Source organism: Vibrio superstes (assembly GCF_003569005.1).
GTDB classification, from domain to species: Bacteria; Pseudomonadota; Gammaproteobacteria; order Enterobacterales; family Vibrionaceae; genus Vibrio; species Vibrio superstes.
Map to the genome: position 1 here is coordinate 1,193,443 of NZ_BCUR01000001.1, position 24,475 is coordinate 1,217,917.

A 24,475-nucleotide genomic window follows, 5' to 3' on the forward strand; every position below is an offset into this window, starting at 1 on the left:
GAGGTGTGTATCGAAATAAAAAGCGCGAGCCTTAATTAAGGGCTCGCGCTTGTCATTCTATCTAGCAAGAGAGGTTATTTTTTACCGTGTACTTGCTTGTCTTCTTCTGTCAGTTCACGAATCTTACGGCTGATTTCACGACGAGTCTTCGAGATTTCAGCACTTGTGATGATGTGGTCATCTACACGGTCTTCGTAGTCTGCTTTCATGTTTTTCACGATCATAATGATCTCATCGTGAGTCATATCTGGCTTGATGTAATCCATCAGGTTGTCTAGCAGGTCAGCACGCTTGCGGTTATCACGAATTTTCTTTTCGTTGTCGAGGATTTCGCGCTTAAGCTTATTTTTGCGACGAGCTAAATTAACAATTTCATATACGTTGTTCATTTTCTATCCTTTAGAACCAATATTAAACTTAGGAAATTAAACCATAAGCTTTGGCAAACATACAGTGTGTAGATCAAGCTCTGAAGACTGCTGCCTGCTTTTTCTGCATTGAGAGCAAAACAAACATTAATTCATATGCTTGCTATCGCAACCTAGTCAATACTTGCATACAATCTTACTAAATGAAACATGAAGATGGATCCTAAGAATGTTATTGCAATTATCCCCTCTAGAAGCTCGTATTATTGGCTGCCTTATCGAAAAAGAAGTCACTACTCCAGACTACTATCCCTTGAGCCTAAACAGTTTAACCACAGCTTGTAATCAAAAGAGCAACCGTGATCCCGTGATGGAGCTTAGCGATGCAGAGGTATTAGATGGCATTAATGCCTTAACTGACCGTCGCCTCGTGAATGATGAAAGTAGCTTTAACAGCCGCACAGCGAAATATCGTCATCGGTTCTGCAATACAGAATTCGGAGACTTACAGTTTTCTGCACAAGAGAAGGCCATTGTGTGCGTGATGTTACTGCGCGGTGCGCAGACCCCAGGTGAAATCCGCACTCGTACTAACCGTTTGGCTCAGTTTGCGGATGTAAAAGAAGTAGAAGCGACTCTAGATAAACTGGCAAATCTTGATACCCCGATTGTGGTTAAGTTGCCACGAGAACCAGGTAAGCGTGAATCTCGTTATCAGCATCTATTTTGTGGTGAAGTGGATATCGAAGCGTTAGCAACCGCTGCGCCAGTGTCCTCGGTGAAAACACCTACAGCAGAAAAACTAGAGGCATTAGAGCAAGAGGTGGCGTCATTGAAATCAGAAGTGGCTGAGCTTAGAGCCTTGATTGAGTCAGTACTCTGAACAATAAAGCCATGAGTGAGTGGTTCGTCTACTTGATTCGAAATCGTCACAACGCGCTGTATTGCGGGGTGACGAATGATCTTGAGCGCCGTTTCTCGCAACATGCAAATGGAACTGGCGCGAAGGCACTTAAAGGTAAGGGACCCTTGACACTTGAGTGGTCTACAAATGTTGAGAATAAGTCGCAGGCATTGAAGTTGGAATACAAAATCAAGCAATTGAGTAAACAGCGCAAAGAACGTTTAGTTGCCGGTGAGTCTATCGCTCTTGAGGGGCTTACGTTATGAAGCTTTTGCTGATAGGGACGCTGTTGTCATTTTCTGCTTTTCAATGTTTTGCCGAGAACATGATACTTCGCGAGTACTGGGAGTATGACATGTATTTGGACACGTATCCTGAACAAAAAAAATTAACGGAAGAAATGGAGAAGCGTATATATCAAGCGCCTGTTCCTTTAGCGACACAACAGCAGCGTCCAGTTAAAATCGATATCGTCTATCCCGGTTCACAGCTATCCGACTATTGGTGGCGCAATATTAAGACCCTAGAACTTAGATTGCAGGAGCTTGGTATTGAATACGAGCTGAATAAATATTCTTCACGCCCTAATCTGGACTACCGTCAAGAAAGTGAAAGCCTGCAACAGGTACTAAAAAACAACTCTGACTATTTGATCTTCACTCTTGATACAAGCAGACACAAGAAGTTTGCTGAGAGTGTGATGAGCAATCCTAACACCAAATTGATTCTTCTCAATATTACGACTCCTATTAAGCGGTGGGGAGAAAAACAACCTTTAATGTACGTTGGGTTTGACCACATTAGAGGGACCCAGTTATTAGCTAACGAATACAAGAAAATGTTTCCCGATTCTGCGGATTACGGCTTGGTTTATTTTTCACCAGGCTATATCAGTGAAGCTCGAGGAGACACCTTTGTTAAGTACTTAAAAGATGATGGAGAATATGCGTTAAAACGAGCGTACTTTACTAAAGCTAACCGGGAGACTGCGTATCAGGCGACTATGTCGATGATTGAGCAGGAGAGCGATCTCGATTTTATCTATGCAAGCTCAACAGATATAGCGTTTGGTGTTACAGATGCGCTGTCTGAACTAGGTAGAGAAGACATCGCAGTCAATGGTTGGGGTGGTGGCTCAGAGATTGAAGCAGTGCAGAGCGGATTGTTGGATTTTACCGTAGTCAGAATGAATGATGATACGGGGCTCGCAATGGCAGAAGCCATCAAACTCGATCTGCAAAATGACCCTGTGCCTTTGGTATATTCAGGAGAATATCAAGTGTTCACCAAAAATGATGAATCCAGTCTAGCAGAAGCCTTGAAACTCAAAGCATTCCGATATTCCAATAGGTAAGCATGAAAGTAGTCGATAGAAAGATATCACTGACCACACAGATTATCCGCGTCGCATGGGTATCTTGGTTTGCGGTGATCTTAGGTTTTTTCTTTTACAACTATCAACTTAGTACTAAGACCTTTGAGACTGAGCTAGAGCGAAATTTCAATCAGACGGCTCGTGTCGTGAAGCAGCTCATGGAAAATCGCTTGCAAACGATCCAAGTGACTCAGGATATAGCCTCGAAGTCCCGCACTCTAATCGAGCTGTTTGATTCAGAGCAATATCGTGCGGTTGATAATTACATGCTAGAACTGGAAGAGTTTGATCCTGATGGTGCCGCTGATTTTCGTTTCATGTACCGATATGGAGAATTGGCTTGGGAGGATGGGAATGCGGCATTTTATGGCTTTAGTCATGCACAGTTAATGGCCTTGGGAAATGAGGTGGATTTTAGCAATAGTTGGTATTTCTTGGTCCCGTCTACAAGTCTTGGCAATAAACACACTATGATTCGCCGCTCTCCGCTGATCAACGCCGAGAGCGGAGAATTAGTCGGTTATTATTTTGTGGTTTTAGTGCTTGATAATAACCTTAGGCTCATTCGCAATGTGATTCTAGACGGCAATATTAATGACCTCATGTTGGTAGAAAATGGAGAGGTGATTGCAGCTTCATCTCCAAAGATGATTAAGCTTCTAGAGCAAGGTTCACCGTTAAGGCTTGAAGAACAGACTCAATATGACTCTGAAATGATCAGTCAAGTTGATTTAATTGTTGGGGGTGTACTAACACCTGTGAAGGCGGTATTTGTCCAAAACACGAGCAAGCTAGATAGGGTTGAGATCAGCTTTGCTGCCTCCTTAATGCTGGCGTTGTTCGCTATAACAGCTTCGGCAGTCATCATTACTCAAATTGTGCAACGCAGAGTAGAAAGAGAAATCAAAGGGGTGATGTATTTAGCAGACAGCTTTGATAGCGCCAAGAAAACCATCTCTTTTAAAGGCTCGAACATTATTGAATTTGACCGTTTAGGGCATACCCTTCAGGCTAGTATTCGACGTGAAAAACAGAAAGAAACCTCGTTTAAGAACCTGTTTGAGTTTTCATTATTGCCTACGGCGCTGCTTAATAGTGACAAGCAGGTTCTAGAGCTAAACCCTGCCGCTATTGAGGCATTTGCTAATGACAGGGGAGCGGTAGCTCTCAAGAAAGAGCTCGATACCTATTTTGATCGTGTGCTAGAAACCCAGCAAAACGCAGAGGTTGATACGCTCGTAGAAGAGCAGATTTATCGTTGGAGTATCGCTCCAATTTTGGTCGATGGTGCTTCTCCAACACTGGTCGTCCAAGGCAAAAATATTACTCAGTTTATTGAAGCTGAGCGCCAAAGTGAACGTGCTAGGCAAGAAGCTGAACAAACCGCTGTAGCTCGCGCTGAATTTTTGGCCAAGGTGAGTCATGAGATAAGAACGCCTCTAAACGGAATCTTAGGGATGGCACAGCTTCTCAAACAAGGTGCGATCTCTGATGAACAGAAACAACAAACGTATGTGCTGCATGAAAGCAGTGAGCATCTGCTGAACTTGCTCAACGATATTCTAGACTTCTCTCGGATAGACAAAGGGGGAGTGGTGATTGAGTATTCTGAGTTTTCCCTCAATCGAGCCCTAGAAACCATAGAGTCTTTTGCTGAGCCGAGTTGTTTACAGAAGGGTTTGAAGTTTGTCGTAAATAAGAACTTTGATGACGATGTAACGGTGCGAAGTGATCAAATGAGATTGACGCAGATCTTCCTCAATCTATTGACCAATGCAATCAAATTCACCTCCAAGGGCGCAGTGGCTGTGGACGTTGAATTACGCAATCGCCTGGCGGATAGAGCGGAGCTTTATTTCTCAGTGACGGATACGGGCATTGGTATTGCTAAAGATAATCTTGATAGCATCTTCTCATCATTTACCCAAGCGGATGCCCATATTAGTCGTGAGTACGGTGGCAGTGGTTTAGGCTTGAGTATTGTTAAAAGCCTAGTTAATTACCTTGAGGGTAAAATCAAGGTTGAAAGCCAGTTAGGTAATGGTAGTCGTTTCTCTATTACAATGCCGATTCTTACCATAGAGCGAAAGCAAGCCTTGCCCGAGATACAAGAGGAGCAATCTTTTGTCTTTGAGGGGGAGGTGAAGGTGCTGTTGGTTGAAGATAACAACACCAATGCCTTTGTTATTCAAGCCTTGGGCAAAAAGCATGGCTTAGTATTTGATTGGGTAACAGATGGCGTTCAGGCTATCAAAAAAGCCCAAGACAATCAGTATGACCTCATTCTAATGGATAACCAAATGCCCAACATGGATGGTGTCGAGGCGACTGAAAAGCTTCGTAACGAGCTAGGCTTATCAACTCCAATTATCGCCTGTACCGCAGATGGCTACCAGTCAACAGCCGACGCATTCTTGTCTGCTGGGGCAAATGCCGTATTAGTAAAACCTATTCTAGAAGAGAGCCTTGTACAGACCCTGCGCAAGGTTATGGAAAACGCTTAATGTTAAACTACGAACCTATTGATATTCCCTTTAACTATCGTCACACCTGTTGGTTTTGCGCCGAGCCAGGCAATGACATAGTTCAGTTTCCTAAGGTGGCTTCACCCTATCTTGCACACGTACCTCTACAACTTCCTGCGTGTCGTGAGTGTAAATTTATTGCGACATCTTGCATCACTGATTCTATTTGGGATCTGCAGCTTCAGGTGAACAATGCACTGATGAAGCGGTACGCAAAGCACCTTGGTATTGGCGTGAACTGGACTAAGCAAGAACTGGAAGAAACCACGTTAGAGGGGACCTCTTTCAAGGGCTTTACCGATAGCGCTTGGATGATGTACGAGATCGCGAAAGGACGAGTGGACTTCTCGGGCTGGCCTCTTGCCATTAATGGAGTGCCACTGGATATTATTGATGACAACTACAGCTATGACTTTGATGGAACACGTTTTATTAACTTTGATGCCGCAGTAGAGTTTTATCAAAAAGCGGAGTCTTTGAATAAATACCTTATCGATGGATTGGTCTCATTGCTGGGGCAAGATCGCTTCGCTTATGCATTGAGAGTGGCTCGACTGCACCCTTCTATCAGCAAACGAATGGCTGATGAAGTGCTTGCAGAGATTACCGAGCAAGAGTTTGACCGAGCGGAAATGCTCAAGCAATCTGAGCATCAATCTGGATTAAAGGATGTAAACATTGAGAGTATTTCTGCTGTTACTCTCGGCAGTGAGCAGGTGCAGCCAGAGGCCATAGCTTGGGCTATGAGGCGAGGTATTCGTGATCTTCTTGAATTGCAGCAGTGTGAAGATGCGTTCTTTGATGAACATGAGCATTTAGGTGGCGTCGCTGCCTTTGCTCTCTATCATGGCTTACAACTCTATCTAGAGGCACGACAAGATGATAGTTGGGGTGAACAACACGACCCCAACCATTCTCTGTGGCATCAGAATAGCTGAGGTTGTTCCAGACACTATGCTAATTAGTCGCTCTTCACTAACAAGCGATCAAGCAAGCTTGTTGGTAAGATGCGACGAAGAAAACCAAACAAGTAAGTGGGCTGCGTGACATAGTAACGCGCTTTTGGTTTCTGGCTGGTGAGTATCTTTTTGACTGGCATAAGAACCGCTTCGGCAGGCAAGGTAAATCGATTGGTAGAGGTTTCTTTGCCTAAACGCTCAATCGTATTTTGATAGTTTTTACTGTGTCGCGAGTTGTCAGTATCTATTGTTTGCTCAAATGCCTTGAGGGCATTTTCTCGAAACTTACTCACTATCGGCCCAGGCTCAATCAGACTCACTGAGATTGGCGTGTCCATCAGTTCTAATCGCAAGGTATCGGTATACCCCTCAAGGGCAAACTTACTGGTGTTATAGGCGCCACGATATTTCATTGCCACTAATCCCAACACCGAACTGTTTTGAATGATCTTGCCACCACCTTGTTTCAGCATGATCGGAATCGCTGCTTTGGTGAGTTCATGCCAGCCAATGAGGTTAGTCTCTAGCTGTGCTCGAAGTGCTTCGGTAGGCAGGTCTTCTAAGGCGCCGCATTGTCCGTAAGCCGCGTTATTAAACAGTACATCGAGTCTTCCGCCTGTTATCTCCAGCGCATTGGTTAAGCCAGAGTGTACTGACTTGGCGCTAGTGACATCAAGCTGAACGCAATTAAGCCCTTCGCTTTTGAGTCTACTTACATCTTCACTGCTTCGGCAACTGGCAATCACTGTGTATCCCAAGTGATGTAATTGCTTGGCACAGTGATAGCCAATGCCGCTGCTGCAGCCAGTAATTAAGATTGATTCCTTCATGTGTATCCTAAACAAGAGATTGATAACAACTCAATTCGTCGAGAGTAACAGACCCTAGTAATTCAACGAATCTACTTGCTCATTGCGAGACCATAAGATTATCACTAATCGCTTGGGAGATGATCTTATAAAAGCTTACCAGTTGTTCAAGGTAGGGTGACTGACAGAAGGGCAACTTATGCGGTTACTCGCTTTAGCCGAATCTTAATCTCTTCATTAATTAGGGTCTGTTGACCTTTTGAGGTTGTTTTTGTAGCGCTTTGTTGGGTATTAATACAAGGCAGTCGCTTTTAGGTGTGGTGGTTCCACATAAAAAGTGACTAACGCGGTAGGAATGCCCAACAAAGCGCTACCCGAAGGGCTCGGCAAGAAAGGCTCGTCCAGAAGTCATTTACTCTTCGTTGAGCGACTTTTGCTTAGATGACTAGGCGGCAATTCCCTCGCCTTGATTAAATGGCTTCTGGTCGAGCAAAATTTAATCGCAAAAGGTCAACAGACCCTAGTTTAAGAGTCAAAACTTTCTAGTGCCCTGCAGGCGCTTGTGTCTTCTTGTTAGGGTTGTGTTTAGGGATCTTAAGCAAGAACAAGAACGGAATAATCAATACAAACATCAGAGTAATGAAAGAGAAGGTATGCACAAACGCAACAATCTCTGATTGTTTGTGAAGCTGCTCTTGGAGTATGACTTGGGTTGTTGGATCGCTTAGTGATGAGCCTGTGTCACTGAGCCAATGCTGAAGGTTGGGATTGTAGGGGTTGATAGATTGACTCAGAGAGTTCCATTGCTCTTGAGCGCTTCTAAATTGGTAAGTGGTCGCGATAGAGATACCAAAGGAACTGCCTATGGTTCTAAATAGGTTGAAGATACTGGCACCTGCAACGCCTTGCTCCGGTTTCAGGGTTGTATAAGCGATAGAAGATAGACTTGAGAAGACTAAGCCCATACCACACCCTTGAATGACGCTAGGCAAAATCAACCAATAGAAGTCTATATTTTCTGAATACTGCGACATGATGATACCCGCTACACCACACAGCAAGGCGCCGATAGCGACCATCCCTCTTAGGCGATCATTATTCAGAAACTTAGCGGTAGCAATAAGCGTAATGGCAGCCGCAATACCCCTTGGCGCCATTAGTAGCCCGGTGGTATCAACAGGGTAGTTTAATGCACCCTCAAGCATCATAGGTAATTGTGCTGTAAGCCCAAACAAGGCGCTGGCGAAAATGGCCATCATGATTGAACCAAAGGCAAGATTTCGGTTGCCGATCATCCAGATAGGTGCAACAGGGCTGCGTGTTTTGAAGCTACGATGAACAAAAAAAGTAAGTCCGACAATGGCAGCGATGAGACTGACTTGAATCAGGCGAGATTCAAACCAATCTAATTGGTTACCCTGATCCAGTACCATTTGTAGCATGCCAATCCCTATGGCCATAGAAATCATGGTCGGCCAATCAATGGTGGTTTTGCTTTTGTTTGAGGTTTTCACAAACACAGAAATCATTGTGAGGCAGAATAGACCGACAGGCACGTTGACGTAGAACACCCAACGCCAATCCATGTTTTGAGTAATTAAGCCGCCTAAAGTGGGTCCTAAGATGGGGCCAAGTAAAATGCCAATACTAAAAATAGACATGGCCTTGCCACGCTCTTCAGGTGGAAATACGGATATCAATAGAGATTGGGAAAGAGGAATAACAACGGCGCCAAACATCCCTTGTATGATACGAAAGAGCACCATTGCTTCAATAGATTGAGCCTGCCCACAAAGAATGGAAGAGACCATAAAGCCAGAGACCGCGACCAAAAGCAGGCGACGCTCTCCTAGGTTGCTAGAGAAGAAGCTAGTAAGGGGAATAAATATAGCTTCTGCCATTGTATAGGCAGTTAACACCCAGGTAATCGTGTCAGAGGTTGCACCAAGCGCACCTTGCATCTGCGGCAGAGCCACATTGGCGATAGTCATGTCGAGTAGCACCATGATTGCAGAGGTCATTACTGCAATCACAATCATCCATCGCTTGAAGGGGGTTATTGTCTCCACCACTATTCTCCGCTTGTTGTATCCACGGTGACTTGAGTGCTTGAGCCAATTCTTAAGATAGGCTTGCTTGCGAGATCATCAGTGATCACAATTTTCACAGGAAAGCGTTGGCCTATTTTCACCCAGTTGCCGGTGGCGTTTTCTGGTGGAAGCAGTGAAAAGCTAGTACCGCTGGCAGGAGAGATCTTCGCAAGTTTTCCATGCCATACAGCATCAGGATACATATCGACTTTAATACTGACGGGCTGACCTTCTGAAAGGCGCGGCATTTGCGATTCTTTGAAGTTGGCTTGCACCCATTGTCCATACTGCTTCACTACTGGGAACAGTGGCTGGCCTGTTGCTACGAAGGTGCCTAGGTGGATTTTTACGTCCCCCACATAGCCATCAAAGGGAGCGCTAATTTCGGTATAGCTAAGATCAAGTTCTGCTTTTGCTAGTCGTGCAGCCGCTTGCTGAACGGCAGCTGATTTATCACCCTTGCCACCTTGCGCATCAATGGCTTGTTGCAATGATGCTTGTGCTGCATGCAAACGAGCTTGTGCGTCGGCAAGGTCAGTTCGGTCAGTATCAGCTTGCTGGATAGGGACAAGCTTCTTATCCACTAAAACTTGAGTACGTTTGTAAGTCTTTTGAGCGTTGAGCAGATTGGCTTTGGCCTCATTGAGTTGAGCGATTGCGGCGTTGACACCAGACTCTTGAGACTTGTTTTGCTGTAGCGCGGCTTGGTAAGCCGCTTGCGCTTCTTTTACGGCGATTTGATACGGCTGAGAATCGACAGAGATCAGGTGATCGCCCATATTCACAAACTGGAAATCATCAACAGAGACTTGGGTGATTCGTCCTTGGACTAATGGTGCGATAGAGACGGTTTTGCCGTGCACATAGGCATTGTCGGTAGAGGGGTGAAGATTACTGTAATGCCAGTAGTATGCCATTCCACCACAGACCGCTAGCAGTATGACAGCGGCAATGTATCCTCTAATGTATTTCTTCATAGTCCATCCAAAATATGACATTAAAAATCGAATGATTTGATGGACTAGACTATATGCTCTAATTTGAGGGTTTTGTATGCGAAAAAGTGCACACTTACTTTCAGTTTCTGTGTGTTCAGCTATTGCATAGCTCAATGTGGTATTTGCTTTGGTGAATCGGTGCTAGAGATTTAATTGTGTTGAAACTGTTGTTTCCCCATTGCTATTGATATCAATGGATTGCTGGCTACTTTGTGCCTTATTGAGCAAATAACACTCTAGAGCATCTACTTCTACCTGTGACATTTCCAAGTATAATTTGGTGCGTCGATAGAGGATATCTTGCGCAGAATGTGCGAACTCATACTCAAACAAATAGTCCACCTCAACAGCATACAATTGCTCTGAAAAGCGCTTACCTAGGTCTTGTTCTTCGCGCAGTGAATGAGCAATGATCAGTGCACGAGTACCATAAATACTGACCCAACGCTCGATGATGTCTTGGTTTACAAAAGGGGCCAATTCAATTAATTGTGCAAGTAGATCTTGTTTATCAAACTGTTCTGCACCCGGTAAAAGGGTGCCATCGGTTGTGCAGGGATGCATTTCAGGAAAAAAGCGTTCTAGCTTACCTAGCGCGGCATTCGCCAACTTTCTATAGGTGGTCAGCTTGCCACCAAATACCGATAATAACGGCGCAGTTTCTAGGGAGTGCTGGAGGGTGAGGGTGTAATCTCTGGTGATTGCCTGAGGTGAGTCAGACTCATCATCGCAAAGAGGTCGTACGCCACTAAAGCTGGATATGATGTCGTCTTTGACTGTGGTGTGCTTAAAGTGTTGGTTTACCACGTCTAAGAGATAGTCTATTTCATCATCAGAAATAGTGACCTTACGAGGATCGCCTTTGTATTCGACATCGGTAGTGCCTATCAAAGAGTATTTATCTAAATAGGGGATGACGAAAACAATGCGCCCATCCTGGTTCTGTAATATATAAGCGAATTCCTGAGAGTAGATTTTTGGAACTATGATATGCGAACCCTTGATAAGGCGAATGCCCATAGGTGATTTGGTTTGCACGGTATCGGTAATGAACTGTTTTACCCAAGGTCCGGTGGCATTGACGACACAGTGAGAGCGACGGGTCAGGCGCTCGCCGGTTCGGTGATCGATAAGCTCAACGGTCCATATCTTATCTTGCTGGGTAGCAGAAACCACCTCGCAGTAGTTTCGCACTTCAGCGCCGTTCTCTTTGGCTTGCATTGCATTGAGTACCACCAATCTTGCATCATCCACCCAGCAATCAGAGTACTCAAAGCCAACCTTAAATTCGTCATACATGATGCCGTCATCGCTTAGGGAAACCTTACAAGACGCGGGCAATGAGTTGCGTGTGCTGAGATAATCGTACAAGTACATCCCAGTGCGAATCATCCAAGCAGGACGAAGGAAAGGGCGGTGAGGCAGGCGAAATCTCATCGGCCTTGCTATATGAGGCGCCTTTTTAAGGATCACTTCACGCTCTGCTAATGCCTCTGAGACCAAGCGAAACTCGTAGTGTTCTAGATACCGTAAACCGCCATGAATCAGTTTAGAACTGGCCGATGAGGTGGCACTGGCGAAGTCTTTGGCTTCAAATAGGGCGGTAGACAGTCCTCTAGAGACTGCATCGGCTGCAATACCAACACCGTTGATACCACCGCCAACTACAATAATATCGAGAATCTGTGATTCGTGGTGATCGTGCTGTAATCGCTCTGATCTTGCTTGGTTCATTAGCTAACTACCCTATGAGAACGTTTACACTTTTAACTCGAAAAGTGTCCAATGCTAGTTTGGGTTTATACGTATAGCTTAAGACATTGCGATTAAGGAAATGGAGAGGCTAGGGCGATTTTCATAGTTTTGTTTGAAAATCACCCAGAATTGAGAGAGGAGTCTCTATTTTGAGGTGCAAGACTCCAATTCTTGACTGCGGGAGTCGGTATTACTGGCTGTTAACGTAGGCTTTAAAGCGCGCTTTGGTTGCATCGTCGGCCTTGCCGTACCAGAACATCAGCATCTCTTCTTCGGTCGTTGCTGTTGTGGTCTCTGGGAGTTGCGTTGGCGTTGCATTCGCTGTTGGTGTTTCAGCAACAGGCACTACAGTTACTTTCTGTCCAGAGGCTTGTGCTGCTGTTACTGCGGCATATGCAGCACTGTTGGTGGTTGCGATTGCAGTAGCGCCACCCGCGGCATTGAACTTAATCATTTCTGTTTCGTAATCGCGGCCAATTTGCATGCCCTCATACACCAACTTGTCTTGGGTCATCTCTATGGTTTGGTTGGACTCGTTCACCAATTTCCAATCAGGGTTGTTATTGAATCTCTGTGCTTCACGGATGTTGCGGTACTTAGGAAATTCAAACTCTAGATTCTCGTTCTCAGCGGTAAACTTCGCCACGATAACGTCAGAGTTCATTTTCTCGAACTCTTGGCCTTGTTTAAAGCTAGGTACGTAGCGAAATACGATCTGGTTTTCGCCGTCAGGCAGAATTGCTGTAGAGCTTGATGAGAAGAACCCACCGTCAATCTCAGGTTCTGTGCCGTTGACAAGTAGTAGGTCAACATCCTCAGGAAGACTGATAGTGACCTCTGCAAATGCAGGTGCAGTCAGTGATAGTGCTAGTCCGGTTAGCAAAATTTTCTTGTACATAGAGCTTCTCTAAAGTTTTGGGTCTAAGACCAATTTTGATTTTGAAAAAGTTTGGCTGAGTGTTTTTATCTCTGGCAACATTCTGTGGATCAAGTGCAGTTGTTGCAAGATCATCTGTGCAGATGTGCCATCACTCTCACGCCATTGTGATAGTTTGTGTTGGATATGATTGGTATCGAACACTTTTTCATCGAAGGGTTCATCACGCAAAGCCTTCTCAATAGCATCGAGCTTAACATGAATCTCCTGATATGCATCAATTACTAGCTTGTGTGTTGTCGCGTCACTGAGTTGTGTCCTATGTGCACCCAGCGCCGACACGTAACTGAGTAGGGCATGATTTAAGGTCAAGAAACGAAAACTTTCGTTGACGGCATGCTGATATTTACCGGGTTCGGCGAGCATATTGCTAATAGCCGCGCTCAGGTTCGCGTCATGGCTATGAGCAGCACGGCGAGCGATGCGGTAGTTGAGGTCGTCGGTTTTTCCTAGTCGATACTGAGCAATAATCTGAGCGAGGTAATTTCCGTTAGCCTTAATTGCTTGCGCCATAAGATAGGGCAATTTCTTTGCTTGCCAATCAGGCAGAATAAAGTAGACAGCACCTGCAGCCAGTAGGCTTCCTATTAGGGTATCAATCAACCTTGGGACAATCACCGCATATCCAGCGCCAAGTTGAGAGAACAAGAACAACACCAATACAGTAATAATTGCTGTTGCATAAGCGTAGTTGTGTAGCCTAAATGCAAAGAAGAGTACGCTGGAAATGACAATAACGAACAGTTGCCCTTCCACTTCAGGAATAAGAGTGAGCATCACGACGCCAAGGATCAATCCGGCAAAGGTGCCACTGATCCTATGGAATAGCTTTTGTTTGGTGGAGCTAAAGTTACGCTGACAGACAAATAAGGTGGTCAGTAGTATCCAGAACCCATGCTCAATAGAGAATAACTCAATGATGCCATAGCCAACGGTGAGTGCCGTTGCGAGCCTTATGGCATGGCGAAACAGTACCGAAGAGGGGGAAAGACTGTCGCTGATTCGCTGCCACATCTGTTTGGCGGTATGCGCGGTTCTATCATCCAGCACATGATCAAACGATTGTGCATCAGGGTTGTTCACGTTATTCAGCAATCTATCGACCGTACACAAGTTATTGAATAGGTACTGAAGCTGAGCTAAAGATTGTTGCCACTCAGGGTTACGTTGTTCAATGAGGTGAGTCATTGCTCCCTGAAGTTCATCCAAAGCGATAACCGATTCTTGACTGCGTTTATAAGGCTGGTTCAGCCTTAGGGATTCCGCTATATATTCGCACTCTTTGGCGTAGGACTGAATCAGGTGTTTGAATCGAAATAGTACATCTGAGCGTTCAAAATGCAGAGCAAGGTCTTGATAACGGTAGTGACTTGAGCTGAGTCTTTCATGCATATCTTGGGCAAGGAAGTAGATACGCAAAAATCGGTCACTCGGGCCATCGACATGCCCTTTCTTTGAGCGCTTTATCAGGGTGTCACGGCATAGCTCCAACGCTTCTACCGTATTTGCGTTAAGCCTGGCTTCCGCAATGCGCATCGGCTGAGGTGTAAGCCCTATCGTCGGGTGAAAAAGGCGACTCTTTGTGTCTAGGTAGCGTGATAGCTGATGAAAGGTCTGTGAAAGACTCAGCTGAACGGGCTGCATTGGCCACAAGCTTTGCCATATTAATGAAAGCAAATAGTACCAAGCCGCCCCTAGCAGCAACAGGATTGGCTGACTCCAAATATCGGTACTTTCGCTGGCCCCCAACATGGTATAGATAGCGATCAGCAATGAACCAAAGGCGATGCTCGCATAGCGCGGGCCAATGGCGCCTAGCATGATAAAAGTGAAGGTTGAAATGAATAACCCAAGGGCAAAAGCAAGGGGATAAGGGTAGAGCACCTCGATGGAAATACTCGCAATCGCAAAACAGATAAAGGTTAGGGTCAGTGCTTTTAAACGTCCCCAGAAATTGTCGTCTGTTTCCGCAAGAGCGGCTGCGATGACGCCAAGAACCAGTGGCGTGATGAGAGTATATTGACCTAGATACCAACATGGCAGTACGACACCTAACATGGTGACTAGGATGAGAAGGCTGTAGTTAATCGTTTTATTCGCCCAGTATTGGCGAAGTGTGGCAGAAGTGTTCACAGAGTTTTAGGCTAGCCTTTTTTAATATCTTGTTACTTTACACAGGGTTAATGCGATTTGCACTCAATTGAGAAGCGACTGTGCGTGCGATCTTACTGAACTTTCAAAGAAAAACCTAAAAATTACCTACCGCTTAATGCGTTCATTGGATTAATCATAGTAAACTGAAGCGGTTCAACCCGAAATCTTAAGGACAAGTACGCTAACATGCAGTTGCAAGCCACCCCGTCAGCTCGTTTTTTCTTACAAGACGAATACTTTGATATCAAGCTAGAGAAGGATCAGTTGGTTCTTACCTCTCGAGAGAATCAAACCTCGATCCCTTTTTCGGAATGGAGCGGTAAAACCTCCATTGAGCGTGGCTTAGTATGGGGAAGCATTACCTTTTATGGCTACCAACAACAGCAAGCTGATGAAGCGGTGCAAAACGCCTGGCAGATTCAGGGGCTATCTTGGGGAAAGGCCAAGTCATTTGGCCGAACTGCAGTTCAGTATTATGAAAAATGGCACCGCTTGCAATGTCGTCAGTTGAATCTCTACTTACCTAAGTGGCAACAAAAACTGCAATTGCTGCGTCAGAAGCCCGCTTACCTTGCACACTCAGAGTGGCGTTCTTGGCAAGAAATGGTGCATGCTGATCTTGAAGAAATGAACATCAGTTTGAATGATGCAAACCAGCGCATGCCTGAAAATATGCAAGAGGTGAATCAATGGCTATGTCCTAAAGGGGACATGGTTAAGGAGCGTAATGAACTCTGGCTCACCAATGAAACTCAGAACTGGCAAGTGCTGTTTGCTCAAATTGAAAACTCTCCTCTGAATGCATCTCAGCAAAAATCTGTCTTGCTAAATAACGATCACAACTTGATCTTAGCGGGAGCAGGTACCGGTAAAACCAGCGTGCTTATGGCTAGAGTGGCGTATCTGCTACAAAGTCATCAAGCTCAGGCTGAAGAGATTGCCCTGCTCGCGTTTGGCAAAGATGCCGCCACGGAGATGTCACAGCGTCTATCCAATAAAATAGGTGTGACCTCGCAAAAGGTGAATGTAAGTACCTTCCATAAGATGGCGCTGCATATCATTCAACATGTGGATGGCAGTCCTGCGAAGGTGAGTTCGCTGGCGTCTGAGACAAAGCAAAAGCAGCAGTGGTGCGCACAGTGGCTAAAAGAACACTGGACTAACGCCACCAACTTTAAGCGCTGGCAAAAACATCTATCACAGTGGCCCATCGCTTATTTGAAGGGAGATGTAGACCTTGGTAGCCAGTTTGAAAACCCGAAATTGATCGCTTGGCTTGATCAGCAGCTGGATCAACTGTGCTCGATGAATATCACCAAGAAATCCATTCAACAGCAGGTCATTGAGCATCCTGAGTACTCGCGTCTTAATAGCGAACTGCAGTTGGTGTGGCCTTGTTATCAAGCGTGGAAACAATACTTGAAGGAACAAGGTGAATTGGATTTCCATTCAATGATAGAAAAAGCCACGCAGTATGTGTCTAAGAATCGATTTAAGGCTCCATGGCGCTACTTAATGGTGGACGAGTATCAAGATATTTCTCCAGCACGCTTAGCTTTAGTTGAAGCGATTGTGAATCAACCCTGCGAGCAAGGAAGACGCTCGTTATTTGCTGTCGGTGATGATTGGCAATCGATTTATCAATTTGCCGGTTCTGATGTAAATCTGACAACAGGCTTCCTCGAACGTTTTCCTGATGCGGCGACTCATCATCTTGATACAACGTATCGCTTTAATTCTCAGATTGCAGATGTGGCGGGTGAGTTTATACTGCAAAACCCTCTGCAACTGACTAAAACGCTCACCGCACACAAGCAGCAGAAACAAAAAGCGGTCTCGGTAGTCGCAGAAGCTAAGCTAGAGAAAACATTGCAACGAGTGAACAATTCTCATAAGTCTTTGTCTGTTTTGGTACTTGGACGCACCCATAAAGACAAACCAAGTAAGCTTAAACAGTGGCAATCAGAGTACAGTAACCTCGAGTTTAACTTTATGACCTGCCACTCGAGTAAAGGGAAAGAGGCAGATGTTGTATTACTGATGGGAGTGAACGAGCATAACTTCCCACAAAAAGAGCGCGCACCGCATCTTGATGTTGCTCTTAAATCGAGTAATGAATCTTTCCCGTTTGCAGAGGAGCGTCGCTTGTTTTACGTGGCTCTGACTCGAGCAAAACAAGAGGCAATAGTGAGTTACGATCTTCAACCATCACCCTTTATCACAGAGCTACTTGAAGGCTCTTATGCGGTGAAAAAGAAGTAAGTCACTTTTTACTGCCAAAGAATGATGTTAAGGAACGGGCGGTAGTTTTTTTGCCGTCTTGATAAGCATCTAGTGGATTGGAGTCTTGACCTGATAGCCAAAGCCCACCATGTACTACCGCTGTAAACAGAAAAATGACCGCGACTCCCATTGCAATGAGTCCGAGTATGTCGAAGTAAACCATAACCAGAGAAAAGGCGCATAGGGCTAGGCATATAAGTGTTATCTTTTTACTCATAGTGACCTCAAACATTCTCTATTGAACACTCAGTGTAATACCAATCGTAGTAAATAACTGGTCATCCTAGCTTGTTAAAACACTCGATAACGGCGTTAGAATTTTTGATTGTAGAATAACGACTTATCAAAAAGTTCTGCCTTGTTATCCAGCGTTTTTCCTACGCTATTTCTGAACACTTACTTACTGTGATTAGGGTCTGTTGATCTTTTGAGTTTATTTTTGTAGCGATTTGTTGGGTATTTAAACAAGGCAGTCACTTTTAGGTGTGGTGGTTCCACATGAAAAGGGACTAACGCCGTAGAAATGCCCAACAAACGCTACCCGAAGGGCTCGGCTAGAAACCATTTACTCGTCGTTGAGCGTCTTTTGCTTAGATGACTAGGCGGCAAGCCCCTCGCCTTGATTAAATGGTTTCTAGTCGAGCAAAATTTAATCGCAAAAGGTCAACAGACCCTAGTATAACAGTCAAATTTTGAGTGTATTTTGAGCAAAATCATAAGTGCTGATACTATATCTTCTCCCTTCTAAACAAGTATTTAAAAGCGGGTGGGCATATTCGAAAATCTAGCGTTTATCTTGTTCTGGGCTTTATGCTGTTCGCTCTAGCGACCTTGTTCTCATTTGCGTCTCATCAAAGCTTGCCTTCCGCATCTGAGCTAACGATCCGCTCAGGACAACTCAGTTCACTGAAGTATCTTACTCCGGTGAAAGGGAGCAAGTCGGTACGCTTACAACTGATTGACGGCAGTTGGTTTCAATACTCGTCTAAAGCAGGTGATATTGAGGCTGTCTATCGGGCACTGCAACGTAACGGTGGGGAGCTTTTGCAGGTGGGATATGTCAATGGGTTTAGCGGATCTCCGGTTGGTGATGAGCGCCAGTTTCATAACGTACTTTCTTTACAAATCGGCTCTCAAACAGTCAGAAGCTATCAACAAATTGAAAAAGCATGGAAAAGTGACAATCAGTTTGCGGTGATGGTGAGTAAGGGACTTTTCATCGGCAGCACCTTGCTTTTATTATTCGGTGGCGCTGTTCGTTTTCGAGGTCAATAATGCCTAAATCTTTGCATTTGAACTATTTAATCTAGCAATGGAAGAGGAACAATTGAAAGTTGTAACTACAATATAGGGGCGCACACAGCTTAAACAGTGTTTAAGAAGGAGGTTCCAATGAACCTAAAAGTCATCGTGATATTGTCTTTGTTACTGGCCGTTATTTATCTGGGATTTAATAGCAATATTCCACAGCTGAATGCTTTCAAAAATTTCATTATGGGTACCTTTACCACAGAGGTTGCGGAGAACCGCGCTGGTACCAGTAACGATAACCGACGCAAGCGTCCAGCCCCTGAACCGTATGAAGAAGATACTGAAGTGGATGCCAATATTTACGTTGAGTAGAAGTCGTTTATTGATTAGCAAATATGATTAAGCCACCTTTCACTAGAATGACTAATTTAGGTGGCTTAACTGAAAGTAGTACTCAAAGGTAGTGAGGGCTGCTCTTTGGTCGCTATTCCTTTAGGTTCGGTCCGCTAGGTGCGATCCGCTAGGTACGTTTAGCGAGGTAAGACTCATAGTCTGGGATAGCGATCTCCACTTCCTCGCCGATCAAAGAAGAGTCAAATAGGAATCGCGCGGTAGCACGGTTGGTGGCAACAGGGATATTCCATACGCTAGCAATGCGAAGCAAGGCTTTTACGTCAGGGTCGTGGGGAGCGGCATTAAGTGGGTCCCAGAAAAAGATCATTACATCAATCTTCCCTTCTGCAATCATCGCACCTAACTGCTGATCGCCTCCCATAGGGCCACTGATCAGGCTTTTAATTTCTAGACCTGTTTCACGACTAAGTAGATGGCCAGTTGTGCCAGTTGCATACAAAGTATGTTGTTCTAGCTTTTGTAGGTTTTCTTTGGTCCAGTGAAGGAGTTCTTTTTTGTAGTGGTCGTGAGCTACTAGGGCAACGTGCTTACGAGCCTGCATAGTACGGGTAGTTTTTTCCATGGTTTATATACCTAATTTTTGTTGTCGTTTTATCAGATATTACCATTACTCTTATTGACTGTGGGGACAGATTTAAAAATTTGTTTTCCCTGATAAATTTGGTAGATTGTGCGCGATTAATTCAATGTCAGTGAAAGGAATAAGTATGAACAAAGCGGTCGTTATTTTCAGTGGAGGTCAAGACTCTACAACGTGCCTAGTGCAAGCTCTCACACAATTTGATGAGGTTCACGCGATTACTTATGACTATGGGCAGCGCCATCGTCAAGAGATAGAGATTGCACAAACCCTAGCTAAAAAGCTAGGCGTGAAAGCTCACAAGGTAATGGATGTAACACTTTTAAATGAACTAGCGGTTAGTTCGTTGACCCGTGATGACATTCCTGTATCTCATGAACTGGGTGAAAATGGCCTACCTAACTCGTTTGTCCCTGGTAGAAACATTTTGTTCCTTACCTTGGCTGGAATTTATGCTTATCAGGTAGGTGCAAAAACACTCATCACTGGTGTCTGTGAGACCGATTTTTCTGGCTACCCTGATTGCCGAGATGAGTTTGTGAAGTCAATGAACTCTTCCCTTGCTTTAGGTATGGATTATAAACTAGAGATTAAGACTCCGTTGATGTGGTTAAACAAGGCCGAGACATGGGCAATGGCCGATCACTATCAAGCCCTTGAGCTGGTGCGAGATGAGAGTCTAACTTGTTACAACGGTATAGTAGGAAGCGGGTGTGGCGATTGTCCTGCGTGCGTGCTTCGAGCCAATGGCTTGCAAGATTACTTAGATGATAAGACGAAAGTGATGGAAGACTACCTCTCTAAGGTTTAAGCCCTTAATTGTAATGCTAACAAAACGCCCACTCAATTTTGAGTGGGCGTTTTGTTTTTTAATGTTATCGAGAAAGCTTCCACCTATCGAATCTATAAGAAGAAGCGAATGTATTTGCGGCGTCTGATTGCTTAATCTGCTTCCAGTTTAGTTTTAAGGAAACAAGGTAATGAGTAATAAGGCTTTAGTTGTTGAGGGTGGGGCAATGCGTGGCATATTTGCCGCAGGAGTGTTAGATGCCTTTTTGGAGCAACAGCATAGACCGTTTGATTTTGCTTTAGGCGTGTCTGCTGGCGCATCTAATATGCTTGGCTATTTAACTGGGGCAAAGGGTCGTAGTTATCGAGTTATCTCTGAGCTCGCGACTTCTCGTAAGTTCTTCAACCCTGGGCGTTTCATTCGTGGTGGAAATTTAATGGATGTTAAATGGCTCAGTGAAACCTCTATGCAACGCTATCCGCTCGATCTTAAAAAGCTGTTTGAAGCCATGCCATTTTATGCCGCCACCACCAACATCAATACCGGATTAGCGGATTACTTTAAGGTGTCTCAGGACAATCTAGCTGATGTTATGGAAGCGACTACAGCACTGCCCATCGCCTACAAAAGGACGCCCTGTTTTTCTGGTGGATGTTATGCAGATGGCGGGGTAGCGGACTCAATTCCGGTGAAAGAAGCCTATCGAAGGGGCGCTCGTGATATCACAGTGATCCTGTCAGAGCCCTTGAGCTACGAAATGAGAAAGCTCAAGAATCCTCGCCTTATTAAGTTATTACTAAAAGAGAATTCGACTATTGCAGAGGCTTTGCAAACTCGCGCAGAGCGATACAATGAATCCTTAGCGTTTATTCGTAATCCGCCAAGTGATGCCAAAATTCGCGTGATTGCACCACCAGAAGATTTTCCGGTTAAGCGCCTGACTCGTAAAAAGAAATTATTGGACATTGGTTATACTATGGGCCTAAAAGCCGGCCAGGATCACGTATTAAATCTAAAAGGAATTGAACATCTCTCACCAGAGGAATGCTCCTCTTGCTATGCCTAATCTCATCCTGATCTTGCTTACTTTTAATGCTCATAGCCCAATACACAAAGGAACAGATCAAAAAGCCACCTCAGGAGGTGGCTTCATTTATTGATGTCTCAGTGAGAACAAAGGGATTCGTAACCGTTTGCCAGACTAACCAAATAAACTTTGTGCGATTTCTTCTTTTTCTTTCGCGGTGCGAGATAAATGTCGTTCAAGGAAGCTAGAAGCCTCCGCGAGTTTTCCTTCCTCAATCAAGCCTATTAGCAGTAAATGCTCTTCACATTCTTTTCTAGGTACTGGACGTTTTCCATTTACATTGTATTCCACTAAGCGTCGCAGTCGGTTTACTCGCTTTAATGCGTCTAGCAAGAATACGTTATTGGACATGCCTACTATGGTCTCGTGAAAGAGTACCCCCGCATTAAACATATCAGCGGCAGAGACCAGTTTTTGTTTGTTGTTAAGTATGTCGACTTGGGACATACGTAGCATCCGAAGCTTAGTCGGTTCGACAACAAAGCTGAGATCCCTCAATGCTTCTGGCTCGATCAGTTGCCTGAATCTAAAGCTTTGTGCGTAGGAGGTTGGTGAGGAGATAAACTCATTAAATTCCCAACCATAGCCGATATTTCTTTGCAGCCAACCATCTTTTTCCATGGCAATGAGTGCTTCTTGAATGCCCTTTCGGCTTTGCTGGTAGCGATGAATGAGCTCGTTTTCGGTAAAGCTTTTTTTGAGACTACCCGATAGATAGTCCTGCCCGATTGCGTAACACAATGGAGAAAGGTCGGTGGCTTCACTCTCTTGAGATGAAAGGTTAACAGACTGTCTTTCTTCTGGGATCTGAGCGAGAAAGAAGCCTTGATTTGGCTTTTTGACCAAGAATCCATTTTCTTGGAGGTGATTGAATGCATTGCGGATTGGGGTTCGAGAAACCTTGAGTACTCCGGCAAATTCAGTCTCTTTGATATGGGCACCCACTTCCAATTTGTGCTCTAAAACATGGCTCAATACCCTCTCTGCAAGTAGCTGAGTAGAGCTTGGTTTTTTACTGTTCGTTGTCGTATCCATACATATCGCTTTTATTGTCTAGCCTTTGGCACATTAAATTATGATCCATTGATCACCTAAAGAGTGCAGTTCAACAGTATTACCTATTAATTGTATTTTGTGAAGGATATGCATCAATTTGAATTGCGAATGTTAATAGTGTGTTGTATTTCACACTTTCAAAATACAATAAATCGTATTTACAAAAAATTAGAAAGTAACCTGTAATTATAAGTGATTGTTTTAAAAGGAATCATATCATCATTGCGTGCTTGGTAGATGTTTTTTTGTTGTTAACGCTATGTTGACAGTAGCGAGGTCTGCTGCCATAAATGTATTTGTGTTCTACAAAATACAATTTTTGAAAATGAAAATAGCATTAATACACGCCGTTGATATCGCCATTGAACCGATAAAACGTGCATTTGAAAATGAGTGGCAAGATGCAGAGATAGTGCATCTTTGGGATCAAACCCTAAGTACCGAGCGTGCGAAGACAGATGCTCTTACTCCATTCTTGTACCAGCGTGTCAATTCTCTTTATGAATTAGCGCGAGATGCGGATGTCGACGCTGTGATGTTTACCTGCTCAGCCTTTGGTGAGGCAATTGAAGCGTTAGCTATGCGCTCTGACATTCCGGTGTTGAAGCCCAATCAAGCCATGTTTCAACAAGCTCTCGAACTGAATAAACCCATAGCTATGTTGGGTACATTTGAGCCAGCTATGCAGGGAATGATTCAGGAGTTTCACCAGCAGGGTGAAGAAACTGTACAGCTAGAAACCCTGTGCTCGCCAGAAGCTCGCGCGGCTTTGAATCAAGGAGATCTTGATGCTCACAATCAATTGCTTTTGCAAAAAGTAAAGTCACTAAATGGGATTGATGCAGTGATGCTAGCGCATTTCTCTTCATCCGTTGCTAAGTCGTTAATTGAACAAGAAACCCAGAAAACTGTGTTATCCAGTCCAGAGTGCGCAGTTCGTTATCTAAAGCGTGTTCTTTGCTCTTAATTGAATGCGTCATTTACTACAAGTACGAGAGGAAACAATGAAATTATTAGTTCTACCAGGGGATGGTATTGGTCCTGAAATTACTCAAGCAGCCGTTAAGGTTCTTAACGTTGCAAATGACAAATTTAATCTAGACCTGAGCTTTGAATTCGACGATGTCGGTTTTGATAGCTTAGAGAAACACGGCACGACTCTTCGTCAAGAAACCCTAGACAAAGCTAAGACCTACGATGGAATCATATTGGGTACTCAGTCTCATGCGGACTATCCAAAGCCGGATCAAGGGGGACGTAATGTCTCAGCAGGTTTCCGAATAGGTTTAGACCTCTATGCCAATGTAAGACCAGCACGTTCGCGCTCTTTCTTGCCAACTAATATGAGTGAAGGGAAGAGTATTGATCTTGTGATCATGCGTGAGGCAACAGAAGGTTTTTACCCGGATCGAAACATGACTGAAGGTTGGGGTGAAGTGAAGCCTTCCCTGGATATGGCACTGTCTATTCGTAAAATTACGCGCCACTGCTCTGAGCGTATTGCACGTAAAGCATTTGAGCTTGCGATGTCTCGCCAAAAGAAAGTAACGGCTATCCACAAAGCGAACAGTTTTCATATGACTGATGGTCTGTTTCTTGAAGCCGTCAACGACATTGCTAAAGAGTTTCCGGAGGTTGAGTTGGACGATCTGCTAGTGGATGCGTCAACAGCTCACTTGGTTCGTACGCCTGAGCGTTTTGATGTTTTAGTCGCGACGAACTTCTATGGCGACATCATAAGTGACCTTGCGAGCGAGTTGTCAGGCAGTTTAGGGCTTGCTGGCTCAATGATGGCAAGTGATGAGCATTGCTGTGCACAGGCACAACACGGTTCTGCGCCGGATATTGCCGGCCAAGATAAAGCAAACCCTACTTCAATGATTCTTTCTGTTTCCATGCTAATTGAATGGATGGGACAGAAACATCAGAGAGAAGATTTGATAACTGCGTCAAAGGCAATTAACGCCGCGGTTGACGCTACCCTCGAAAACCCAAATTATCGCACTTCAGATCTTGGTGGCTCATTGGGCTGTCAGGCATTTAGTGATGCGGTATCAACCCAATTAGCGAGTAGCTAATTAACCTTGCTGAGCAATGCAGTACAGCACGAAATAACGTGAAATAAGTACCCAAAATAAAA

Annotated in this window: 22 protein-coding genes; 12 read left to right on the plus strand and 10 right to left on the minus strand. The window is 44.5% G+C overall.

Going from position 1 to position 24,475, the window contains the following annotated elements; all coding sequences use genetic code 11:
- Positions 1-74 precede the first annotated feature (74 nt).
- Entirely contained in the window at positions 75-389 is a 315-nt protein-coding gene (locus D5I41_RS05160; RefSeq protein WP_017029875.1) for a DUF496 family protein, read from the minus strand.
- Positions 390-597: 208 nt separating this feature from the next.
- Between D5I41_RS05160 and D5I41_RS05165 the strand changes: the two genes are divergently transcribed.
- From D5I41_RS05165 to D5I41_RS05185, 5 genes are read left to right on the plus strand one after another with little or no spacing between them, the layout of a single operon-like run.
- Positions 598-1,251 (plus strand): YceH family protein, encoded by a 654-nt coding sequence (locus tag D5I41_RS05165; protein ID WP_119008829.1) that lies wholly within the window; start codon positions 598-600, stop codon positions 1,249-1,251.
- Positions 1,252-1,262: 11 nt separating this feature from the next.
- A complete protein-coding gene (locus D5I41_RS05170; RefSeq protein ID WP_119008830.1) occupies positions 1,263-1,538 on the plus strand; it encodes a GIY-YIG nuclease family protein in 276 nt (91 codons plus the stop codon).
- Complete coding sequence (locus D5I41_RS05175) at positions 1,535-2,626, plus strand: substrate-binding domain-containing protein (protein ID WP_119008831.1); 1,092 nt, start codon at positions 1,535-1,537, stop codon at positions 2,624-2,626. Before D5I41_RS05170 ends, D5I41_RS05175 begins: the two co-directional genes overlap by 4 nt.
- 2 nt (positions 2,627-2,628) lie before the next feature.
- The gene (locus D5I41_RS05180; RefSeq protein WP_119008832.1) at positions 2,629-5,151 is read left to right on the plus strand and encodes a LuxQ periplasmic sensor domain-containing protein; all 2,523 of its coding nucleotides are present in this window, start codon (positions 2,629-2,631) and stop codon (positions 5,149-5,151) included.
- Positions 5,151-6,110, plus strand: a complete 960-nt coding sequence (locus D5I41_RS05185) for a hypothetical protein (RefSeq protein ID WP_119008833.1) — start codon at positions 5,151-5,153, stop codon at positions 6,108-6,110. Before D5I41_RS05180 ends, D5I41_RS05185 begins: the two co-directional genes overlap by 1 nt.
- Positions 6,111-6,133: 23 nt before the next feature.
- Here D5I41_RS05185 and D5I41_RS05190 read toward each other — a convergent pair whose 3' ends face one another.
- The 6 genes from D5I41_RS05190 to yccS form a co-directional block, all read right to left on the minus strand.
- Positions 6,134-6,961, minus strand: coding sequence for an SDR family oxidoreductase (locus D5I41_RS05190; RefSeq protein ID WP_119008834.1), 828 nt, complete (start codon positions 6,959-6,961; stop codon positions 6,134-6,136).
- A 521-nt stretch (positions 6,962-7,482) separates the two neighbouring features.
- Positions 7,483-8,979 (minus strand): DHA2 family efflux MFS transporter permease subunit, encoded by a 1,497-nt coding sequence (locus D5I41_RS05195; protein ID WP_119008835.1) that lies wholly within the window; start codon positions 8,977-8,979, stop codon positions 7,483-7,485.
- A 32-nt stretch (positions 8,980-9,011) separates the two neighbouring features.
- Positions 9,012-10,007, minus strand: coding sequence for an HlyD family secretion protein (locus D5I41_RS05200; RefSeq protein ID WP_119008836.1), 996 nt, complete (start codon positions 10,005-10,007; stop codon positions 9,012-9,014).
- Between the two features lie 162 nt (positions 10,008-10,169).
- Positions 10,170-11,762 (minus strand): glycerol-3-phosphate dehydrogenase, encoded by a 1,593-nt coding sequence (gene glpD / locus D5I41_RS05205; protein ID WP_119008837.1) that lies wholly within the window; start codon positions 11,760-11,762, stop codon positions 10,170-10,172.
- A 211-nt stretch (positions 11,763-11,973) separates the two neighbouring features.
- Positions 11,974-12,681, minus strand: coding sequence for a DUF2057 family protein (locus D5I41_RS05210; protein WP_119008838.1), 708 nt, complete (start codon positions 12,679-12,681; stop codon positions 11,974-11,976).
- A gap of 9 nt (positions 12,682-12,690) precedes the next feature.
- Complete coding sequence (yccS, locus tag D5I41_RS05215) at positions 12,691-14,853, minus strand: YccS family putative transporter (protein ID WP_119008839.1); 2,163 nt, start codon at positions 14,851-14,853, stop codon at positions 12,691-12,693.
- A gap of 207 nt (positions 14,854-15,060) precedes the next feature.
- On the opposite strand from yccS, the gene helD reads away from it, so the two are divergent.
- On the plus strand, positions 15,061-17,136 hold the full coding sequence (helD, locus tag D5I41_RS05220) for a DNA helicase IV (RefSeq protein WP_119008840.1): 2,076 nt from the start codon (positions 15,061-15,063) through the stop codon (positions 17,134-17,136).
- Between the two features lies 1 nt (position 17,137).
- Here the strand turns inward: helD and D5I41_RS05225 are convergent, their stop codons facing one another.
- On the minus strand, positions 17,138-17,374 hold the full coding sequence (locus D5I41_RS05225; RefSeq protein ID WP_119009237.1) for a hypothetical protein: 237 nt from the start codon (positions 17,372-17,374) through the stop codon (positions 17,138-17,140).
- Between the two features lie 593 nt (positions 17,375-17,967).
- Here D5I41_RS05225 and D5I41_RS21400 point away from each other — a divergent pair.
- The gene (locus D5I41_RS21400) at positions 17,968-18,432 is read left to right on the plus strand and encodes a hypothetical protein (RefSeq protein WP_235868862.1); all 465 of its coding nucleotides are present in this window, start codon (positions 17,968-17,970) and stop codon (positions 18,430-18,432) included.
- Positions 18,433-18,549: 117 nt separating this feature from the next.
- Complete coding sequence (locus tag D5I41_RS05240; RefSeq protein ID WP_119008841.1) at positions 18,550-18,780, plus strand: hypothetical protein; 231 nt, start codon at positions 18,550-18,552, stop codon at positions 18,778-18,780.
- Between the two features lie 148 nt (positions 18,781-18,928).
- On the opposite strand, the gene D5I41_RS05245 is transcribed toward D5I41_RS05240, so the two are convergent.
- On the minus strand, positions 18,929-19,384 hold the full coding sequence (locus tag D5I41_RS05245; protein WP_119008842.1) for a methylglyoxal synthase: 456 nt from the start codon (positions 19,382-19,384) through the stop codon (positions 18,929-18,931).
- 124 nt (positions 19,385-19,508) lie between these two features.
- On the opposite strand from D5I41_RS05245, the gene queC reads away from it, so the two are divergent.
- Together queC and D5I41_RS05255 are read left to right on the plus strand one after the other, a co-directional pair.
- Positions 19,509-20,213 carry a 7-cyano-7-deazaguanine synthase QueC gene (queC, locus tag D5I41_RS05250; protein WP_119008843.1) on the plus strand — a complete coding sequence of 235 codons (705 nt, stop codon included), beginning with the start codon at positions 19,509-19,511 and terminating at the stop codon, positions 20,211-20,213.
- Between the two features lie 169 nt (positions 20,214-20,382).
- Positions 20,383-21,258 carry a patatin-like phospholipase family protein gene (locus D5I41_RS05255; protein ID WP_119008844.1) on the plus strand — a complete coding sequence of 292 codons (876 nt, stop codon included), beginning with the start codon at positions 20,383-20,385 and terminating at the stop codon, positions 21,256-21,258.
- Positions 21,259-21,393: 135 nt separating this feature from the next.
- On the opposite strand, the gene D5I41_RS05260 is transcribed toward D5I41_RS05255, so the two are convergent.
- A complete protein-coding gene (locus D5I41_RS05260) occupies positions 21,394-22,314 on the minus strand; it encodes a GntR family transcriptional regulator (protein ID WP_119008845.1) in 921 nt (306 codons plus the stop codon).
- 346 nt (positions 22,315-22,660) lie between these two features.
- Here D5I41_RS05260 and D5I41_RS05265 point away from each other — a divergent pair, with 346 nt between their 5' ends.
- Both D5I41_RS05265 and D5I41_RS05270 read left to right on the plus strand, forming a co-directional pair.
- Entirely contained in the window at positions 22,661-23,302 is a 642-nt protein-coding gene (locus D5I41_RS05265) for an aspartate/glutamate racemase family protein (RefSeq protein WP_147094819.1), read from the plus strand.
- Between the two features lie 37 nt (positions 23,303-23,339).
- Positions 23,340-24,413 (plus strand): isocitrate/isopropylmalate dehydrogenase family protein, encoded by a 1,074-nt coding sequence (locus D5I41_RS05270; RefSeq protein WP_119008847.1) that lies wholly within the window; start codon positions 23,340-23,342, stop codon positions 24,411-24,413.
- The last annotated feature ends 62 nt before the right edge of the window (positions 24,414-24,475 follow it).

What these genes read in the sequence shown, in the direction of transcription:
- D5I41_RS05165 (WP_119008829.1), top strand. Translation starts at nt 598, where the DNA reads ATGTTATTGCAATTATCCCCTCTAGAAGCTCGTATTATTGGCTGCCTT.
- D5I41_RS05265 (WP_147094819.1), top strand. Translation starts at nt 22,661, where the DNA reads ATGAAAATAGCATTAATACACGCCGTTGATATCGCCATTGAACCGATA.
- queC (WP_119008843.1), top strand. Translation starts at nt 19,509, where the DNA reads ATGTCAGTGAAAGGAATAAGTATGAACAAAGCGGTCGTTATTTTCAGT.
- D5I41_RS05270 (WP_119008847.1), top strand. Translation starts at nt 23,340, where the DNA reads ATGAAATTATTAGTTCTACCAGGGGATGGTATTGGTCCTGAAATTACT.
- D5I41_RS05210 (WP_119008838.1), bottom strand. Translation starts at nt 12,681, where the DNA reads ATGTACAAGAAAATTTTGCTAACCGGACTAGCACTATCACTGACTGCA.
- D5I41_RS05175 (WP_119008831.1), top strand. Translation starts at nt 1,535, where the DNA reads ATGAAGCTTTTGCTGATAGGGACGCTGTTGTCATTTTCTGCTTTTCAA.
- D5I41_RS05185 (WP_119008833.1), top strand. Translation starts at nt 5,151, where the DNA reads ATGTTAAACTACGAACCTATTGATATTCCCTTTAACTATCGTCACACC.
- helD (WP_119008840.1), top strand. Translation starts at nt 15,061, where the DNA reads ATGCAGTTGCAAGCCACCCCGTCAGCTCGTTTTTTCTTACAAGACGAA.
- D5I41_RS05260 (WP_119008845.1), bottom strand. Translation starts at nt 22,314, where the DNA reads ATGGATACGACAACGAACAGTAAAAAACCAAGCTCTACTCAGCTACTT.
- D5I41_RS05200 (WP_119008836.1), bottom strand. Translation starts at nt 10,007, where the DNA reads ATGAAGAAATACATTAGAGGATACATTGCCGCTGTCATACTGCTAGCG.
- D5I41_RS05170 (WP_119008830.1), top strand. Translation starts at nt 1,263, where the DNA reads ATGAGTGAGTGGTTCGTCTACTTGATTCGAAATCGTCACAACGCGCTG.
- glpD (WP_119008837.1), bottom strand. Translation starts at nt 11,762, where the DNA reads ATGAACCAAGCAAGATCAGAGCGATTACAGCACGATCACCACGAATCA.
- D5I41_RS05225 (WP_119009237.1), bottom strand. Translation starts at nt 17,374, where the DNA reads ATGAGTAAAAAGATAACACTTATATGCCTAGCCCTATGCGCCTTTTCT.
- D5I41_RS05245 (WP_119008842.1), bottom strand. Translation starts at nt 19,384, where the DNA reads ATGGAAAAAACTACCCGTACTATGCAGGCTCGTAAGCACGTTGCCCTA.
- D5I41_RS21400 (WP_235868862.1), top strand. Translation starts at nt 17,968, where the DNA reads ATGCTGTTCGCTCTAGCGACCTTGTTCTCATTTGCGTCTCATCAAAGC.
- D5I41_RS05190 (WP_119008834.1), bottom strand. Translation starts at nt 6,961, where the DNA reads ATGAAGGAATCAATCTTAATTACTGGCTGCAGCAGCGGCATTGGCTAT.
- D5I41_RS05240 (WP_119008841.1), top strand. Translation starts at nt 18,550, where the DNA reads ATGAACCTAAAAGTCATCGTGATATTGTCTTTGTTACTGGCCGTTATT.
- D5I41_RS05255 (WP_119008844.1), top strand. Translation starts at nt 20,383, where the DNA reads ATGAGTAATAAGGCTTTAGTTGTTGAGGGTGGGGCAATGCGTGGCATA.
- D5I41_RS05160 (WP_017029875.1), bottom strand. Translation starts at nt 389, where the DNA reads ATGAACAACGTATATGAAATTGTTAATTTAGCTCGTCGCAAAAATAAG.
- D5I41_RS05180 (WP_119008832.1), top strand. Translation starts at nt 2,629, where the DNA reads ATGAAAGTAGTCGATAGAAAGATATCACTGACCACACAGATTATCCGC.
- D5I41_RS05195 (WP_119008835.1), bottom strand. Translation starts at nt 8,979, where the DNA reads ATGATTGTGATTGCAGTAATGACCTCTGCAATCATGGTGCTACTCGAC.